The 17,571-nt window shown below is 29.6% G+C and carries 16 protein-coding genes; 2 read left to right on the forward strand and 14 right to left on the reverse strand.

The window, feature by feature from the left end; all coding sequences use genetic code 11:
* Positions 1–33 precede the first annotated feature (33 nt).
* The 10 genes from ppk2 (HGB55_RS06970) to HGB55_RS07015 all read right to left on the reverse strand — a co-directional run bounded on the left by ppk2 (HGB55_RS06970) (position 34) and on the right by HGB55_RS07015 (position 10,270).
* Positions 34–822 carry a polyphosphate kinase 2 gene (ppk2, locus tag HGB55_RS06970; RefSeq protein ID WP_168815984.1) on the reverse strand — a complete coding sequence of 263 codons (789 nt, stop codon included), beginning with the start codon at positions 820–822 and terminating at the stop codon, positions 34–36.
* Positions 823–824: 2 nt separating this feature from the next.
* Entirely contained in the window at positions 825–1,682 is an 858-nt protein-coding gene (gene ppk2 / locus HGB55_RS06975) for a polyphosphate kinase 2 (protein WP_168815986.1), read from the reverse strand.
* Positions 1,683–1,684: 2 nt separating this feature from the next.
* Complete coding sequence (locus HGB55_RS06980) at positions 1,685–2,407, reverse strand: sulfite exporter TauE/SafE family protein (RefSeq protein ID WP_168815988.1); 723 nt, start codon at positions 2,405–2,407, stop codon at positions 1,685–1,687.
* 11 nt (positions 2,408–2,418) lie between these two features.
* Complete coding sequence (locus HGB55_RS06985) at positions 2,419–2,871, reverse strand: FixH family protein (RefSeq protein WP_168815990.1); 453 nt, start codon at positions 2,869–2,871, stop codon at positions 2,419–2,421.
* Positions 2,872–4,287 carry a cytochrome c oxidase accessory protein CcoG gene (ccoG, locus tag HGB55_RS06990; RefSeq protein ID WP_168815992.1) on the reverse strand — a complete coding sequence of 472 codons (1,416 nt, stop codon included), beginning with the start codon at positions 4,285–4,287 and terminating at the stop codon, positions 2,872–2,874.
* 267 nt (positions 4,288–4,554) lie between these two features.
* Positions 4,555–5,208 carry a cbb3-type cytochrome c oxidase N-terminal domain-containing protein gene (locus tag HGB55_RS06995; protein ID WP_168815994.1) on the reverse strand — a complete coding sequence of 218 codons (654 nt, stop codon included), beginning with the start codon at positions 5,206–5,208 and terminating at the stop codon, positions 4,555–4,557.
* Positions 5,201–5,398: a CcoQ/FixQ family Cbb3-type cytochrome c oxidase assembly chaperone gene (locus HGB55_RS07000; protein ID WP_168815996.1), complete on the reverse strand. Its 198-nt coding sequence runs from the start codon at positions 5,396–5,398 to the stop codon at positions 5,201–5,203. Before HGB55_RS07000 ends, HGB55_RS06995 begins: the two co-directional genes overlap by 8 nt.
* 6 nt (positions 5,399–5,404) lie before the next feature.
* Entirely contained in the window at positions 5,405–7,576 is a 2,172-nt protein-coding gene (gene ccoN, locus HGB55_RS07005; protein WP_168815998.1) for a cytochrome-c oxidase, cbb3-type subunit I, read from the reverse strand.
* Between the two features lie 10 nt (positions 7,577–7,586).
* Complete coding sequence (ccoS, locus tag HGB55_RS07010; RefSeq protein ID WP_168816000.1) at positions 7,587–7,778, reverse strand: cbb3-type cytochrome oxidase assembly protein CcoS; 192 nt, start codon at positions 7,776–7,778, stop codon at positions 7,587–7,589.
* Between the two features lie 122 nt (positions 7,779–7,900).
* A complete protein-coding gene (locus HGB55_RS07015; protein ID WP_168816002.1) occupies positions 7,901–10,270 on the reverse strand; it encodes a heavy metal translocating P-type ATPase metal-binding domain-containing protein in 2,370 nt (789 codons plus the stop codon).
* 115 nt (positions 10,271–10,385) lie between these two features.
* Between HGB55_RS07015 and HGB55_RS07020 the strand changes: the two genes are divergently transcribed.
* Entirely contained in the window at positions 10,386–11,072 is a 687-nt protein-coding gene (locus tag HGB55_RS07020; protein WP_168816004.1) for a Crp/Fnr family transcriptional regulator, read from the forward strand.
* A gap of 73 nt (positions 11,073–11,145) precedes the next feature.
* Here HGB55_RS07020 and HGB55_RS07025 read toward each other — a convergent pair whose 3' ends face one another.
* The 3 genes from HGB55_RS07025 to HGB55_RS07035 form a co-directional block, all read right to left on the reverse strand.
* Positions 11,146–12,390: an aminotransferase class I/II-fold pyridoxal phosphate-dependent enzyme gene (locus tag HGB55_RS07025; protein WP_168816006.1), complete on the reverse strand. Its 1,245-nt coding sequence runs from the start codon at positions 12,388–12,390 to the stop codon at positions 11,146–11,148.
* 150 nt (positions 12,391–12,540) lie between these two features.
* Positions 12,541–13,578: a PLP-dependent cysteine synthase family protein gene (locus HGB55_RS07030; protein ID WP_168816008.1), complete on the reverse strand. Its 1,038-nt coding sequence runs from the start codon at positions 13,576–13,578 to the stop codon at positions 12,541–12,543.
* An 83-nt stretch (positions 13,579–13,661) separates the two neighbouring features.
* Positions 13,662–15,728, reverse strand: coding sequence for a S9 family peptidase (locus tag HGB55_RS07035; protein WP_168816010.1), 2,067 nt, complete (start codon positions 15,726–15,728; stop codon positions 13,662–13,664).
* Positions 15,729–15,801: 73 nt separating this feature from the next.
* Between HGB55_RS07035 and HGB55_RS07040 the strand changes: the two genes are divergently transcribed.
* The gene (locus tag HGB55_RS07040) at positions 15,802–16,122 is read left to right on the forward strand and encodes a YbaB/EbfC family nucleoid-associated protein (RefSeq protein ID WP_168816012.1); all 321 of its coding nucleotides are present in this window, start codon (positions 15,802–15,804) and stop codon (positions 16,120–16,122) included.
* 1 nt (position 16,123) lies between these two features.
* On the opposite strand, the gene HGB55_RS07045 is transcribed toward HGB55_RS07040, so the two are convergent.
* Positions 16,124–17,551, reverse strand: a complete 1,428-nt coding sequence (locus tag HGB55_RS07045; RefSeq protein WP_168816014.1) for an ATP-dependent RecD-like DNA helicase — start codon at positions 17,549–17,551, stop codon at positions 16,124–16,126.
* Positions 17,552–17,571: the final 20 nt, after the last annotated feature.

The raw sequence follows: 17,571 nt of genomic DNA on the forward strand, positions 1-17,571 counted from the left end.
AAAAAAGGCTCAATTTAAATTGAGCCTTTTTTATTAAACTTCCTTATTTTTATCGTAAGGAATACTTTTTAAAATATGATTTATAACAGCCACTCTTGCATAGGTTTTTCTGTTGGCTTTTATAATTTTCCATGGTACAGGTCCATCTTTTGTTTTTTCAAACATTTTATTTTTATACTCCGTATAAACATCCCATAATTCTTGAGCTCTTTCATCAACAGGAGTCATTTTCCATTGTTTAAGAGGATTCTTTTTTATTTCCTCAAAACGCTTTTGTTGTTCTCTTTTTGAAATTGACATATAAATTTTAACCAATCGTATTCCTGATTCGGTAATCATACGTTCAAAATTATTGATCTGGTTCATAAAAACCTCATATTCTTCTTGAGTACAAAACCCCATAACAGGTTCAACAACAGATCTGTTATACCAACTCCTATCAAAAAAAACAATTTCCCCTGCTTTAGGAAACTGATTTACATAACGCTGAAAATACCATTGCGTTTGCTCATCAACTGTAGGTTTTGGCAAAGCTACAATTCTATAATGTCGTGGATTTATTCGTTCGGTTATTCTTCTTATAGCACCACCTTTACCTGCAGCATCTCTGCCTTCAAAAATTATGATAACTTTTTCTTTTTCTTCTATAGCCCAAGATTGAAGTCTAACCAATTCAACTTGTAATTTTTTTAACCGTTTTTCATACTTTACGTATCTTAAAGCTTTTTCTAAATTATAAGGTTCTTTTGACAAAATTGCTGTTAAACCTTTATTTGTGTTTAGTAAATCGACATCTGCTTGAGTTAACTTAAATTTCTCCATAATTAATCAATTTGGTTAGATGAACGATAATACCTTGTTATAATATTTGGATCAGGGAATAATGTAGTTAATGATTCTTTTTTTCCATCATAATCAAATTGAGATAAAACATACCTTATACACTCTAAACGAGCCATTTTTTTATCGTTAGCTTTTACTGTAATCCAAGGGCTGTAACTGGTATGTGTTCTACTGAACATTTGTTCTTTATAATGCGAATATGCATCCCATAATTCCTGACCTCTTTTATCAACAGGGCTAAACTTCCAGCGCTTTAATGGCGTTGCCAATCTTGAATTAAATCGTGCTAATTGCTCTGATTTAGAAATTGAAAACCAAAATTTAATTAAAACAGCTCCATCTTCATACAACATGTGTTCAAATTCGGATACTTGAACCATAAATTGTTCATATTGAACATCATTACAAAATCCCATAACAGGTTCAACAACTGCCCTATTGTACCAACTTCTATCAAAAAAAACAATTTCTCCAGGGTTGGGTAATTTTCTAATATAACGTCTAAAATACCATTGGCCACGTTCAACTTCAGTAGGCTTAGTTAATGCTACTAAACGCATTGATCGAGGGTTTAAATGCTCTGTAAACCTTCTGATATTACCTCCTTTACCGGCGGCATCTCTTCCTTCAAAAATTATGATTACGCGCTTTTTATTTTTTGAAATCCATTGCTGTAGTTTTACAAGTTCAATTTGTAATTTTCTTAGCTCTTCATCGTAAAATAAGCGCTTTTTAACTTTATCTATATTAATATTTTTCTGCTTAATAATTTGCAAAAGTTCTTCATTTGAAGATGCTTTTTCAAAGTCTTCAGCAGTTAATTTTGGAGTTTCTTCCATAATTAATCGTTCTTTTCAACTGTTATACAATTAGTAGGATTATTCGATATTTGTAATTTTGCATCGGATGGCGAAATATAAGGAATTCCTAAACCTAATCCTCGCAAAATAAATAATAATCCTATTATAACCACAAAAACAGGTATTATTTTTTGAATTCTTGTGCGAAAAGATAAATTTACAAAATTTCCTAAAACAACTGCTGCACTCATCATTGGAACAGTTCCTAACCCAAATAAAGCCATATATAAAGCTCCAAGGGAAGCACTTCCTGTTGATATTGAGCCTATTAATGCCATATAAACCAAACCACAAGGTAAAAATCCGTTAAAAAAACCAATTGAAAATAATGCTTTGTTTGACCTTTTAGTTAAGTAAAAACCTAATTTTGTTTTAACCTTTGAAATTAATTTGTACAGTGGTTTTGAAAAATTGTATTTATTAAAAATTGATACCGGGATTATGACTAAAAGGATCATAACAAATCCCATCAAAATGGATAAACGTTGCTGAAAACCAGCCAAATAAAGTCCTTTCCCTATAAATCCAAACAACAAACCGATAAGCGAATAGCTTATCAATCTTCCTAAATGATATAAAAAAATTTGAAATAACGATCTGGCTTTGGTTGACCTGTCAACAGGTAATACAAATGCTATTGGTCCACACATACCAAAACAATGAAAACTTCCAGCCAATCCCAAAACTAATGCTGTCCAAAGCATAATTATAACAACTAATACGTTAATTTTTCTTTGTAAAGATACGAAGTGTTATTTGCAGTCCAATCAATTTTTACATCCCATCTTCCAGACACTAAATTTTCATCTTTAATTAAAAACTCGTTTTTTTGCAGATCAATTGGAAATTTAAAATCTATTTTATCATTTGACATTCTTTGAAAAAAAATAGTTCCTTTAATTGTCGAAGCATCAAATTCGGACGGAAAAACAATTAACAACCCCTCATCAACTTTTTTTAAACTAATGTTTTCTTTCAATTCTGCAGCTTTATTAAGTTTATTAATTTCTTGCTGATAGTTTAACTCGTCTTTATAATATTCTTCCGATACCAAATGATGATCGTACTCGGGCATAAAAGTTACTCTATAAACAAAAGACAGTATAAATATTATAAAAGCAACAATTGATACTATGATTCCTGTTGGCCAACTTATTTTAAATTTCATCTAATTTATTTTTATAGGTCCTGTAAAATTGGTTGATGTTGTTTCGATTAATTTTTCATTCGAATAAACACCAATTTTAACTTTTTCTTTAGACGAATTTAAATCTTTTTTATTTATCTCAATAAATAAAGTACCTTCTTGTAATCCTTGTTTTTTAATACTTGTATTCCCTCCCATCATTTGTATATTTCCTGCATGTGAGATCAACTTAAGTTCTACATTACTAAAATCATTAGTAGTTTTATTTATCAATTTAAATGTATATACATTTTTAACTGTAGTTTCAGTAGTTTGAAATGTTTGTCCCGGTAACCTTAATACAGTTGCTTCCACATCATTTCTCAAAAATAACATTACAACTAAAACTGTTGCTAAAATGGTTAAAATAACTGAATAAGCAATCAAACGTGGCGTAAATTTAAATTTCTCTTTCTTTTCAATATTATCTTCAGATGCATAACGTATCAACCCTTTATCAAAACCGGTTTTGTCCATTACCTCATCACAAGCATCTATACAAGCTGTACAATTAATACATTCTAATTGCGTACCATTTCTAATATCAATTCCTGTTGGGCATACTTGCACACATTGCTTACAGTCTATACAATCTCCATGCCCTAGCTCTTCTCTATTTTCTCCTTTTCGTAATTTTTTTCTGCCATTATCTCCTTCTCCTCTAACAAAATCATAAGCTACATTGATAGATTTATTATCGAGTAATACACCTTGTAATCTTCCATACGGACAAACAATTATACATACTTGTTCTCTAAACCAAGCAAATATAAAATAGAATACTCCTGTAAAAGCTAAAAGATAAATTAAAGTTTGTAAATGCTTTAAAGGACCTTCAGTTATATATTGTAAAACAATATCGGAACCAATTAAGTAAGCTAAAAATACGTTTGCAATTATAAATGAAATGATAAAAAATACTGTCCATTTTAACAATCTCTTTCTAATTTTTTCGGCATTCCATTCTTGTTTATCTAACTTTATTTGTTTAGCTCTGTCACCTTCAATTAAATACTCTACCTTTCTAAAAACCATTTCCATAAATATGGTTTGAGGACACACCCAACCACAAAATATTCTCCCAAAAACTACCGTAAAAAGTATCACAAAAACTACACTCAAAAGCATTGAAATTACCAATAAATGAAAATCTTGAGGCCAAAAAGGAAAACCAAAAATGTGAAATTTTCTTTCTATTACATTAAATAACAAAAATTGATTTCCTTTTATTTTTATAAATGGAGCTAGAATTAGAAAAGCCAATAAAAACCAACTTACAATTGTTCTATATTTATAGTAAATACCTTTTGGTTTTTTTGGAAAAATAAACTTTCTTTTACCACTTTCATCTATAGTTCCAATAGAATCTCTAAAAATTTCTTTGTCTTGTTGTCCCATATTACTTTAAAGGCTGTTCTTTATTTTTTATTTTGCTAATTTATAGTTAATTGCTCAACAAATACGATACAAAAGTCACATAATTTAAAGTTAAAAATAAATATAAGTTGTTAAACGCATTTCAGTAGTTACTTAAAATAAAAAAAGAATGAGGAGAAAAAGTTAATATCATTTAAAAAATTAAATATCAACTATTTACCCTCACTCGTTTGACTACTAACTAAAAAAATCAAAAACATAGCTCTCAAAAAAGCTAATTTTTTAATATTATTCTTTAGGCCAAATTATATCACCTTCAGGTGCTTTTGGATTAGCAGGTGTAGAACCTTGCATTGAAATAATATAACTGGCTAATTGAATTCTCTCTTCTCTGCTTATTGTACTTTCCCAGGCTATCATTCCTTTACCTGGTCTTCCTCCTTTTGTAATTACAGTATAAATATCTTTTACCCCTCCATTTTCACCATTTATCCAAGTATTATCTGTTAAGTTTGGTCCAATACTTCCACCTAAATCTGCTAAATGACAAGCAGTACAAGTTTTTGTATTGAATAACTCTTTACCTTTAGCTATATTTTCATCATCAGTCAAAGCAACAATATTTGAATCATCAAATAATTCCGGATGCTCTTTTTTATACTGTTCAATAGCTGCTTTACCTTCAGCTACTTCTGTAGCATATTCTTTAGCTTGACTGTATTTTTCTGAATTAAAAAATACTTGTGTATAATAAAATATGCTAATTGCTATTGTAATATAAAAACCTGCTAACCACCATGGAGGTAAAACATTATCTAATTCTTTTATGCCATCATAATCATGATCAAGCATTATATCTTCTTCGTTTTCAATTTCTTTGGCTTTGGTCATAGATTTTAAAAATCTTTTCCAACCTGATATCTTTTCTGAATTTTTATTCATGGCTAATTTCTTTAATATTGTTATCGTTATCAAGAGGCAATTGACTTATTTCTTCAATTCTTTGTTTAGGTAACCTTAAAACAAACACAAACATTGTTACAAATACTACAAAGAAAAGTACTAATGAAATGATAGGATAGATTTCTACACCGTCAATACCTTCTAAATTATGTTTTATAAATTTTAACATGATAAATTATTTTAAAGCTGTATTAGTATTTGCCTTTATATCAGTTCCTAATCTTTGTAAATAAGCAATTAACGCAACTATTTCTTTATTTTGCATATTACTATTACCATAATTTTTTACAAATTCAGGATCTTGTCTTAGGTTATTTTCAATTTCTTTAGCCTGTGCCAATAATTCTTGTTTTGCTCCTGCAATTTCTTCTGAAGTATAAGGTACTCCTAAACCGGCTAAAGCTTCCATTTTAATTTCCAGATCAGAAGCGTTTAAATCATTTTTAAGCAGCCATGAATAGCGAGGCATAATTGATCCCGGAGAAGTTGAACGAGGGTCTGACATGTGATTAAAATGCCAATTGTCATTATACTTACCTCCTATTCTATGTACATCCGGTCCTGTTCTACGAGATCCCCATAAGAAAGGAAAATCGTACACAAATTCACCGGCTTTTGAATATTCTCCATAACGCTCAACTTCAGAACGGAAAGGACGGATCATTTGTGAGTGACAGTTGTTACATCCTTCACGTATATAAATATCTCTACCTTCTAATTCTAACGGTGTATATGGTTTTACACTTTCAATTGTTGTTACATTTGATTTTACTAAAATTAGCGGTACTATTTCTACCAAACCTCCTATTAAAATCGCAACAGTTGTTAATACTGTAAATAAAATGGTTTTTCTTTCCAGCCAAGTATGTAGCCCTTCACCAGCGATACGTCTACCTGTAATTTTCTTCAATGGTGCTGCTTCAGCTAATTCATCTTCAACAGTTGAACCGGCTTGTGCAGTTTTAATAACATTTACTGCTAATAAGATGAACCCTGCTAAATACAATGTACCACCAATAGCACGCATTGCATACATAGGCAAAATTTGAGTTACAGTTTCTAAAAAGTTACCATAAACTAATGTTCCATCAGGATTAAATTGTTTCCACATAAATGCTTGAGTAAATCCTGCTACATATAAAGGAATTGCATAAAATAAAATCCCTAAAGTGCCTAACCAAAAATGTGTATTTGCCAGTTTTTTAGAATATAAAGGCGTTTTCCAAAGTTTTTCAGCTAACCAATAGATAATACCCGCTATCATAAACCCGTTCCAAGCTAAAGCACCAATATGTACGTGACCTACAATCCAATCAGTATAATGCCCAATTGCATTTAAATTTTTAAATGATAACATAGGTCCTTCAAATGTAGCCATACCATAGCCGGTAATTGCCACTACAAAGAATTTTAAAACCGGATTTTCACGAACTTTATCCCAAGCACCACGCAATGTAAGTAAACCATTAATCATACCACCCCATGAAGGGAAAATTAGCATTACTGAGAATACAGTGCCTAAATTTTGTGCCCATTCTGGTAAGGCTGTATATAATAAATGGTGTGGTCCTGCCCAAATGTATATGAATATTAAAGACCAAAAGTGAACAATTGAAAGTCTATAAGAATAAACCGGTCTGTTAGCTACTTTTGGAACAAAATAATACATTAAACCTAAAATAGGTGTTGTTAAGAAAAATGCTACTGCATTATGCCCGTACCACCATTGAACTAAAGCATCTTGTACACCTGAGTATACAGAATAACTTTTAAAACCCGTTACAGGCATTTCCAAATTATTGAAAATATACAGAACAGCTATAGTAACTAATGTAGCAATATAAAACCAAATTGCTACATAAATATGGCGTTGTCTCCTTTTTAATATTGTTCCTATTAAATTTATACCAAAAATCACCCATACAAAAACAACTGCTAAATCAATTGGCCATTCCAATTCGGCATATTCTTTAGTTGATGTAAATCCAAGTGGTAATGTAATTGCTGCTGAAACTATTATAGCTTGCCATCCCCAAAAATGAATTCTACTTAGAACATCATTAAACATTCTTGTTTTAAGTAATCTTTGAGTTGAATAATACGTTCCTAAAAATATTCCATTACCTACAAAAGCAAAAATTACTGCATTGGTATGTAACGGACGTAAACGGCCAAAGCTTAACCATGAAATTGCATTATCAGATCCTGCGAATTCCAATAACCCTGGGAAAATAAAAAGTAGTGCTACGGTAAGCCCTACTAACATCCCTACAACTCCCCAAAGAATTGTAGCCCAAAGAAACATTTTTACGATTTTATTATCATAATAAAACTGTTCTTTTTCCATATTTGTTTGATTAATTGTTAGTTTTTATAGATTTATTGTTTGTTTTCTTTTTTTCAGTAACCAATTCATCATCAAACAACATACGAACAGAAGGAGTATAAGTATCATCATACTGACCAGATTTAACTGATACAATAAACACAATGAAGAAAAATATGGCTACAATAACACTAACGCCTATTGTGATATAAACTACTTCCATTTTTTAGTTACTAGATTTTAAAGCATATAGCTCTAGAGGCAAAAATATATTTTTTATTTTACATAAAACTATGATAATTATCATGTAAAAATAAAAAAATACATAATGATATTTTTGCTAACTTATATTTTTTTTGAAATCCAATTTGTGAGAATTGTTACAAAAACAACGGTACTAATTGAACTTAAAGGCATTAGAATAGCGGCAACAACAGGAGTTAATTGACCTGTCAAAGCAAAATACATACCAATAACGTTATAAAAAAATGACAGAATAAAACTTGCTTTTATTATTGATACTGTTTTGTTAGAAAGTGTTAAAAACTTTGGTAATTTGTTAAAAAGTTTAGCATCAAGTATAGCATCACAAGCAGGTGAAAATACATTTACATCTTCAGAAATAGCTATTCCAACGTTACTTTGAGCCAATGCTCCGGCATCATTTAATCCATCTCCAATCATCATTACCTTCTCTCCTTTTTCTTGTAATTGCTTAATAAATTCTAGTTTACTTTCAGGTTTTTGGTTAAATCTAAATTGTGTTTTATTAGGTAGTAATTTTTCTAAAAAACTCTTTTCTCCTTCATTATCACCCGATAAAATAACCAAATTATATTTTTTTGAAAGCTCTTCAAAAACATTTTTTGTTCCTTCTCTATAACTATTTTTAAAAAGATAGTAACCTTTTACTTTATTATTTATTTTAATATGGATAGTAGTTTCATAAATATTACCAGAATCTACTCCAATAAAACTAGCAGAACCTAAATCAATTTTTTCACCATTAATAATTGCTGAAATTCCTTTCCCAAGTATTTCTTCAAAAAATGTAGGTTTTTCATTTAATACCTCAACTTGTAAATTTTCGTAGAGTGTTCTGCTCAACGGATGATTTGAAGCCCTTAAAACGCTTTTTACTGTTTTTATTTCTTCTGAAGATAATTCTTCTCCTATGTATTTTAATTCTGTTTTTTTACTTGAAGTTATAGTGCCCGTTTTATCAAAAATAATAGTACTTACTTTTGAAATATTCTCAAGTGTTTCAGCATTTTTTAAATAGAATTTTTTATAGCCAAAAATTCGTAACATATTTCCAATGGCAAATGGTGCTGATAAAGCCAAAGCACATGGACAAGCTATTATTAGAACTGCCGTTACAACATTAAATGCCATGGTTGAATTATAAAAATACCAGTAAATACCTGCAAAAAAAGCAATTGTTAAAACAGCTACTGTGAAATATTTGCTAATGGAATCTGTAATATTTTTAATAGTAATATCTTCATTATCATTAAAAATATCGTTACTCCATAACTGAGTTAGATAACTTTGAGAAATTGTACTTAAAACTTCCATTTCAATTGCTCCGGCAGTTTGTTTTCCTCCTGCAAATAATTTATCGCCAGATTGTTTATCAACAGGTACAGACTCACCTGTTACAAAACTATAATCTATAGAAGCATTTCCATTAATTAAAATTCCATCAACAGGTATTAGTTCTTCGTTTCTTATTAGTAATCTATCTCCTTTTTGAATATCTTTAACCTCAATACTTTTTTCTATTCCATCTACTATTTTTGTAACTGCAATTGGAAAGTACGATTTATAATCTCGTTCAAACGATAAATAATTATATGTTTTTTGTTGAAAAAATTTACCCAATAATAAAAAGAAAATCAATCCGGTTAGGCTATCAAAAAAACCTGTTCCAATATCTAAAATTATCTCAATTGAACTTCTTATAAATAAAACAGAAATTCCTAAAGCAATTGGAACATCAATATTTAATATTTTATGACTAAGCCCTTTGTATGCTGAAATAAAATAATCTTTTGCTGAATAAAATACTACCGGCAATGCCATAACAAACATCAATCCTCTAAATAAATACTTGTATTTATCTAACCAAAATTCGTCAACTTCAAAATATTCGGGAAAAGATAGCAACATTATATTTCCAAAAGCAAATGCAGCTATTGTTACTTGGTATATTAATGTTTTATCAACTTTATGGTTTTTTCCATCAACATCATCTAAACTAATATATGGCTCATAGCCTATTGATGTTATCAACTCTACTAGTTGCTTTAAACTGGTATCATTATTTTTAAAAGTAATGCGCAACAGCTTTTTTGGAAAATTAACCATAGAAGTTGTTACGCCTTTATTTAATTTATTTAAATTTTCAAGAACCCAAATACAAGAACTACAATGTACGCTTGGGATATAAAATTCTACTACTGAAGTTTTACCATCATTAAATTCGATAAGCTTTTGAGAAATTTCTTCATTTTCTAAATAATTGTATTTTCCTTTTATATCTGAAGGAATTGTTCCCGGTGAAGTTTCTAAATCGTAATAACAAGTTAATTCACTAGCATTCAGTATCTCATAAACTGTTTTACAACCATTACAACAAAATTGTTTTTCATTAAAATCTACAGGTTTTTTACCACAATCAGCTCCACAATGATAACATTTGTTTATACTCATCTACTTTTTAATTTTGTACACAAAACTATTGATTTAAAGTGACTAATAAATGACAAATATCATTAAATTTTGTACATTTGTAGCAAACTACTACTTGTACTAAAAGTTTTTAATTATGTCAAAATGCTCACAATGCATTATTAAAAGGTTTAATGCACTTAAATCTCTAACACATGAAGAATTAGAGAAATTTTCAGAACATAAAACTACATTACTTATAAAAAAGGGTGAAAAGTTGATGACTGAGGGAAATACAATTAATGGTTTATATTGTATTAGAGATGGTAAAGGTAAATTAACCAAGCTAAATACTAATGGTAAAGAACAAATTATTAAGTTTATAAAAGGCGGTGATATTTTAGGACAAAGATCTATTTTAAGTGATGAATTGGTAGGCTTAAATGCAATTGCTTTAGAAGATATGCATGTTTGTTTTATTCCTAAAGGAGATATTTTAGAAACAATAAAAGAGAATAATAAATTTTCTTTAAATATGATGAAAAACATATCTCACCAACTAAATGAAGCAAATACTTCTATATCACAAATGGCTCAAAAACCTGTAAAAGACAGATTGGCTGATACTTTGCTTAAATTAGAAGAAATTTTTGGTATTGACAATGAAGGTTGTATTGATGTTGTTTTAACCAGAGAAGAAATAGCAAATACCATAGGTACAGCTACCGAATCGGCAATTAGATTACTTTCTAACCTAAATAAAGATGGCGTAATTGATTTAATTGGTAAAAAAATAAAAATATCTGATAAAAATGCTCTTAAAAACATATCGGAAGGGTATTAATTATTAACCATAAGAAATAAAAAAGCCTGATGAAAATTTTCATCAGGCTTTTTTTATTGTATTTAATTTCAACTTAAATCATAGAAGCTGCTATACGTTTATAAATGCCTTTTTCAAGTTTAGCTCTAATAGCTGAAAAAGATTCGATAGTTTCTTTAACATCTTCTAAAGTATGTGTAGCTGTAGGAATCAATCTTAAAATAATTAATCCTTTTGGAATTACAGGATATACTACAATTGAACAAAATATACCATAATTCTCTCGTAAATCATTAACCATTGCCATTGCTTCAGGTATATCTCCTTCTAAAAATACCGGAGTTACACAAGTATTTGTTTTACCAATATTAAAACCGTTCTCTTTTAAACCATTTTGAAGTGCATTTACATTTTCCCATAACTTTTGTTTAAGTTCCGGCATGGTTCTAAGCATGTCTAAACGTTTTAAAGCACCTTTAACTATTGGCATTGGTAAAGACTTTGCGAACATTTGTGAACGCATATTATACTGCAAATATTGAATAATATCTTTATCTGCTGCAAAAAACGCTCCAATACTAGCCATAGATTTAGCAAAAGTTGCAAAATACACATCAATACCATCTTGAACACCTTGTTCAAAACCAGTACCTTTACCTCCTTCTCCTAATGTACCAAAACCATGTGCATCATCAACTAACAATCTAAAATTGTATTTTTCTTTTAATGCAACTATCTCTTTCAATTTACCTTGTTCACCGCGCATACCAAATACACCTTCAGAAATAACTAATATACCTCCTCCTGTTTCTTCCGCAAGTTTAGTTGCTCTTTGTAAGTTTTTATCTAAGCTCTCAATATCATTATGTTGGTATGTAAATCTTTTTCCATGATGCAATCTAACACCATCAATAATACAAGCGTGAGAATCTATGTCATAAACAATTACATCGTGTTTAGTAACCAAAGCATCAATAGCTGAAACCATACCTTGGTAACCGAAGTTTACCAAATAGGCTGCTTCTTTATTAACAAACTCAGCACATTCTCTTTCTAATTGTTCATGATATTTTGTGTGACCAGACATCATTCTAGCACCCATTGGATATGCCATTCCAAATTCTGCTGCTGCTTCAGCATCAATTTTTCTAACTTCCGGATGATTAGCTAATCCTAGATAATCGTTAATACTCCATGTAATAACTTCTTTACCATTGAATTTCATTCTATTAGCAATTTCACCTTCTAATTTAGGAAAAACATAATAGCCTTCGGCCTGTTTTGCCCATTTCCCTAAGGGACCTTTATCTTTAACTATTCTTTCAAATAAATCTCTCATTATTAATTATTTTGAATAATATGTAATTTAACCTTTACATATAAGAGTACAAATTACGGTATTTTTTTTATGCTATTCAAATGTTAATGTTACAAAAAAAGAGGTTATAAATTAATTTACAACCTCTTTTAATTTTATTTAATATATTTTTTACTTTATATACTCAACAACTTCATGAGCTTGTTTTTGAGAATCAAAAAATCCTTGATCTTTCATCCATTCATCACTGTAAATTTTTTCCATATAACGCGAACCGTGATCTGGTAAAATTAATACAACTTTTGAATTTTTATCAAACATTCCCTTTTCTGCATATTGAATTGCAGCTTGCACTACTGCTCCACTGGTATAACCTGTAAATAAACCTTCTGTTATTGCTAATTCTCTGGCTCTATGTGCTGCAGCTTCATCTGTAACTTTTTCAAAAATATCAATCACATCAAAATCAGTAGCTGTTGGAATTAAATTCTTTCCTAAACCTTCAATTCTGTATGGATAAATCTCATTTTGGTCAAATTCTCCGGTTTCATGGAATTTTTTTAATATTGAACCAAAAGCATCAACTCCTAAAACTTTAATATTCTTATTTTGTTCTTTTAAATACCTTGCAACACCAGAAATTGTTCCTCCTGTACCACTTGCTGCAACCAAATGTGTAATTTCCCCATTTGTTTGTTGCCAAATCTCCGGGCCAGTTGTTTTATAATGCGCTTCAATATTCAATTCATTAAAATATTGATTGATATAAATTGAATTCGCTGTTTCTTCGTGTAATTTTTTAGCAACTTGATAATAAGAGCGAGGATCATCAGCTTTAACATTTGCAGGACAAACATATACTTTTGCTCCCATTGCTTTAAGCATATTAATTTTACCGGCAGAAGCCTTAGAATTAACAGCTAATATGCACTTATACCCTTTTATAATACTAACTAAAGCTAAACTAAAACCTGTATTACCTGAAGTGGTTTCAATAATTGTACTTCCTTCTTTAAGTAATCCTTTTTTTTCAGCTTCTTCTATAATGTGTATAGCTATTCTATCTTTCATAGAATGGCCAGGATTAAATCCTTCATACTTTACATAAAAGTTACCAGGACTATCTTTAGTAATTTTGTTTAATTTTATTAGAGGAGTATTACCAATAAGTTCTAAAATATTGTTAGTTATTCCAGTATTTTGTATCATTCTCTAGAATTTGATTCAACTACGAAATTAATTAAAATGAGTTAAGATTAATAATCTACAACGTGCAAATTTAATAATTTTTTTTAAATTTTTGTTTTTCCTTCTAAATCAATAATAAAACTATAGTCTCTTGATGTTTCTTTTAAAGCTTCAAATCTCCCGGAAGCCCCGCTATGACCAGCTTCCATGTTAGTGTGCAATAACAAAATATTTTTATCAGTTTTTAATTCTCTTAGTTTCGCAACCCATTTTGCAGGCTCAAAATATTGTACTTGAGAGTCGTGAAGACCTGTTGTAACCAACATATTAGGATAATTTTGTCTTACAATATTGTCGTAAGGAGAATATGATTTCATATAATCATAATATTTTTTTTCGTTTGGATTTCCCCACTCATCATATTCACCTGTTGTTAAAGGTATACTATCATCTAACATTGTAGTAACAACGTCAATAAAAGGCACCGCTGCTATTACTCCATTAAACAAATTTGGTTTCATATTGATAACTGCCCCCATCAATAAACCTCCTGCAGAACCTCCCATTGCATACAAATGTTTTTTTGAAGTAATTTTTTTCTCGATTAAAAATTTAGCACAATCAATAAAATCGGTAAAAGTATTTATTTTATGTAATAATCTACCATTATCATACCATTGTCTTCCTAAATATTCGCTCCCTCTAATATGAGCTATTGCAAAAATAAATCCTCTATCTAATAAACTTAAACGTGTTGAACTAAAGCCGGCATCAATTGTGTGTCCATATGATCCATATCCGTACAACAAAAGTGGTGTATTTTTGGTTAGTTCAGTACTTTTATGATACACTAAAGAAATTGGTATTTTTTGACCATCTTTAGCTGTTGCCCACAAACGCTTACTTTTGTAATTATTTTTATCGAACTTACCTCCTAAAACTTCATGTTCTTTTACAATTACCTTTGTTTTATTATCAACATTAAAATCAATTACAGAGCTAGGTGTGGTCATCGAATTATAACCATACCTAATTATATTAGTATCAAATTCAGGATTAAAATAAATACCTGCCGAATAGGTTTCTTCTTCAAATGGAAGATAAAAATCTTCACTTCCATCCCATCGTATAATTCTGATTTTATTTAAGCCATTAGATCTTTCTTCCAAAACCATAAAATCTTTAAAAATTGAAAGATCTTCTAACAAAACATCTTCTCTATGAGGTAGTACATCCACCCATTTTTCCTTTAATGTATCTTTATCAGAAGTTTTCATTAACTTAAAGTTGGTAGCATTATCTTTATTGGTAAGAATATAAAAACAACCATTATAATGTGCAATACTATATTCTAAATTACGTTCTCTAGGCTGAAAAACTCTAAACTCGCCTGTTGGATTATCAACTTCTAAAATTCTATATTCATTTGAAACGGTACTATAAGAACCTATTACAAAATACTTCTCAGACTTGGTTTTATAAATGTATGTACTAAACGTTTCATCTTCTTCAAAATATATTTCAACATCTAAAGAGGTATCTGTACCTAAAACATGACGAAATATTTTTTCGCTTCGCAATGTAGTTGGATTTTGACGCGTATAAAAAATTGTTTTATTATCATTAGCCCAAACTGAACTTCCTGTTGTATTTTCTATTTTATCAGGATAAATCTCTCCGGTAACTAAATTCTTGAATTGTAATGTATATTCCCTTCTCCCTACAGTATCAATTCCATACGAAGCCAACTCGTTATTTGGACTTACAGCAAAGCCTGAAAGCTTATAATAACCATAATCTTTAGCCATTTTGTTTACATCAAACAAAATTTCTTCTTCAGCTTCTACAGTTTCTTTTTTTCGAGTGTAAATTGGGTATTGTTTTCCTTTTTCAAAACGTGAAATATAATAGAATTTATTTTTTTTGTAAGGTACAGATTCGTCATCTTCTTTTATTCGAGCTTTCATCTCTTCAAATAAATCTTCTTGAAACTGCTTTGTATCAGCAGTTATTGTATCATAATAATTATTTTCTGCTTCTAAATAATCAATTACTTTTTGATCTTCACGCTTGTTTAACCAATAATAATTATCAATTCTAACATCTCCATGTTTTTCTAACTTCATCTCAACTTTTTCTGCCTTTGGAGGTTGTATCTTACTCTTTATCATTTTTAATAATTTATTTTCTCAAAAGCGCAAAAATACTATATTTGCCTTTGTAACAAGTTAAAATTACTATAAAATGTTTGGAGATTTATCTGGTATGATGGGAAAACTTAAAGAAGCCCAACAAAAAATTGAAGAAACCAAAATTAGACTCAATACTATTTTAATTGATGAAGATGCTGGTAATGGAAAAGTAAAAGTAACCGTTACAGCAAACAGAAATGTTAAGAGCATTTCAATCTCAGAAGAATTAACAGATAAAGAAGAAATTGAAGATTATTTAATTATTGCTTTAAACAAAGCTTTAAATAAAGCAAATACGATTAATGAAGCTGAACTGGCAGCAGCTGCAAAAGATGGTATGCCAAACATACCCGGAATGGATTTGTTTAAATAATTTATTCTATAAAATATTCGTCTTTAAATCCTATCAAAAATACTTTTTCCTGAGCTCTGGTAACTGCTGTATACAACCATCGTAAATATTCAACATTTTGACCTTCAGGCAAATATGGCTGTTCAATAAATACAGTTTTCCATTGTCCTCCTTGAGATTTATGACATGTTACTGCGTACGAGAACTTAACCTGTAATGCATTAAAATATTTACTTTTTTTAATTCCTAAAAGTTGTTTGTATTTAGATTTTTCTTGCGCAAAATCTTTAGCTACTTCTTGATATAATCTATTGGAATCTTCATAAGATAATGAGGGAGATTCGGAAGCAAGTGTATCTAATAATAATACCGTTTCAAATGGTTTTTGTTTTGGATAATCTATCATTCTTATTTTAACTTCGGCAAACCTGAAACCATATAGCTCTTTAATGCTAAAAATTTCCAATATTTCACAAATATCACCATTAGCAATAAAACCGGCTTCACTGGTTTCATTTAACCAGAAATAGTTGTTTTTTACAACCATAACAAAATCTCCGGTAGAAATTTCATTTTCCTGTCCTCTAATTTTACTTCTTATTTGCTGATTATATTGATTTGCTCTTTTATTGGACCTTACAATAAAAGCCGTATCTTCAACACCAATATTATCGTATGCGGTATTAATGGCATCTTGTATCTCATAACCATCAACCAGTCTAATTAAATCCGGAAAACCAAGCTGAAACTGAAAATCACTATATCCATTGTTTGCCAAAATTAAACGCAAATCTGTTGCGTTTACTAAAATTCCTGAATTTATATGCTGTCGCATAACTTCATTCAATTCAATTTCAGTAATTTGTTTGTTATAATTTAATTCAAGTTTACGAGTATCTAAAGCTGGACTAATATCTAATTTTACCGGTGGTAACTGTGCTGTATCACCAATTAACACTAATTTACAATTTACACCGGAATATATATATGAAATTAAATCATCCAATAACGAGCCATTTTCAAATAATTTTGAACCAGTTGGTGTATCGGGTATCATTGAAGCTTCATCTACAAAAAAGATAGTATTTGTATGTTTATTGGTTTGAAGTGTAAAATCTACTCCTCCACTTTTATTTTTACGTGGAAAATATATTTTCTTATGTATTGTAAAAGCTTGCTTATTGGAATATCCCGAAATAACTTTTGCAGCTCTTCCTGTTGGTGCCAATAAAACAGCTTTTTTGCCAATTCTCCATAAATTATTAACAACCGTACTAATAGTTGTAGTTTTACCTGTACCAGCATAACCTTTAATTAAAAAAAGAGCTTTATTATTATTTTCAAATATGAAATTTGAAAGTTTTTCAAGTAATAAATTTTGAGTATTTGTAGGTTCAAAAGGAAACTTTTCTAACAAGGTTTTATAAAATTCTGGAGCAGTTTTTGTCATATTTTAAATAAATTTCAAAT

The organism is Lutibacter sp. B1 (assembly GCF_012524075.1).
Lineage (GTDB): Bacteria > Bacteroidota > Bacteroidia > Flavobacteriales > Flavobacteriaceae > Lutibacter.

Excerpts from the sequence above, each read along its gene's own strand:
- ppk2 (WP_168815984.1), bottom strand. The coding sequence starts at position 822 with ATGGAGAAATTTAAGTTAACTCAAGCAGATGTCGATTTACTAAACACA.
- ppk2 (WP_168815986.1), bottom strand. The coding sequence starts at position 1,682 with ATGGAAGAAACTCCAAAATTAACTGCTGAAGACTTTGAAAAAGCATCT.
- HGB55_RS06980 (WP_168815988.1), bottom strand. The coding sequence starts at position 2,407 with ATGCTTTGGACAGCATTAGTTTTGGGATTGGCTGGAAGTTTTCATTGT.
- HGB55_RS06985 (WP_168815990.1), bottom strand. The coding sequence starts at position 2,871 with ATGAAATTTAAAATAAGTTGGCCAACAGGAATCATAGTATCAATTGTT.
- ccoG (WP_168815992.1), bottom strand. The coding sequence starts at position 4,287 with ATGGGACAACAAGACAAAGAAATTTTTAGAGATTCTATTGGAACTATA.
- HGB55_RS06995 (WP_168815994.1), bottom strand. The coding sequence starts at position 5,208 with ATGAATAAAAATTCAGAAAAGATATCAGGTTGGAAAAGATTTTTAAAA.
- HGB55_RS07000 (WP_168815996.1), bottom strand. The coding sequence starts at position 5,398 with ATGTTAAAATTTATAAAACATAATTTAGAAGGTATTGACGGTGTAGAA.
- ccoN (WP_168815998.1), bottom strand. The coding sequence starts at position 7,576 with ATGGAAAAAGAACAGTTTTATTATGATAATAAAATCGTAAAAATGTTT.
- ccoS (WP_168816000.1), bottom strand. The coding sequence starts at position 7,778 with ATGGAAGTAGTTTATATCACAATAGGCGTTAGTGTTATTGTAGCCATA.
- HGB55_RS07015 (WP_168816002.1), bottom strand. The coding sequence starts at position 10,270 with ATGAGTATAAACAAATGTTATCATTGTGGAGCTGATTGTGGTAAAAAA.
- HGB55_RS07020 (WP_168816004.1), top strand. The coding sequence starts at position 10,386 with ATGTCAAAATGCTCACAATGCATTATTAAAAGGTTTAATGCACTTAAA.
- HGB55_RS07025 (WP_168816006.1), bottom strand. The coding sequence starts at position 12,390 with ATGAGAGATTTATTTGAAAGAATAGTTAAAGATAAAGGTCCCTTAGGG.
- HGB55_RS07030 (WP_168816008.1), bottom strand. The coding sequence starts at position 13,578 with ATGATACAAAATACTGGAATAACTAACAATATTTTAGAACTTATTGGT.
- HGB55_RS07035 (WP_168816010.1), bottom strand. The coding sequence starts at position 15,728 with ATGATAAAGAGTAAGATACAACCTCCAAAGGCAGAAAAAGTTGAGATG.
- HGB55_RS07040 (WP_168816012.1), top strand. The coding sequence starts at position 15,802 with ATGTTTGGAGATTTATCTGGTATGATGGGAAAACTTAAAGAAGCCCAA.
- HGB55_RS07045 (WP_168816014.1), bottom strand. The coding sequence starts at position 17,551 with ATGACAAAAACTGCTCCAGAATTTTATAAAACCTTGTTAGAAAAGTTT.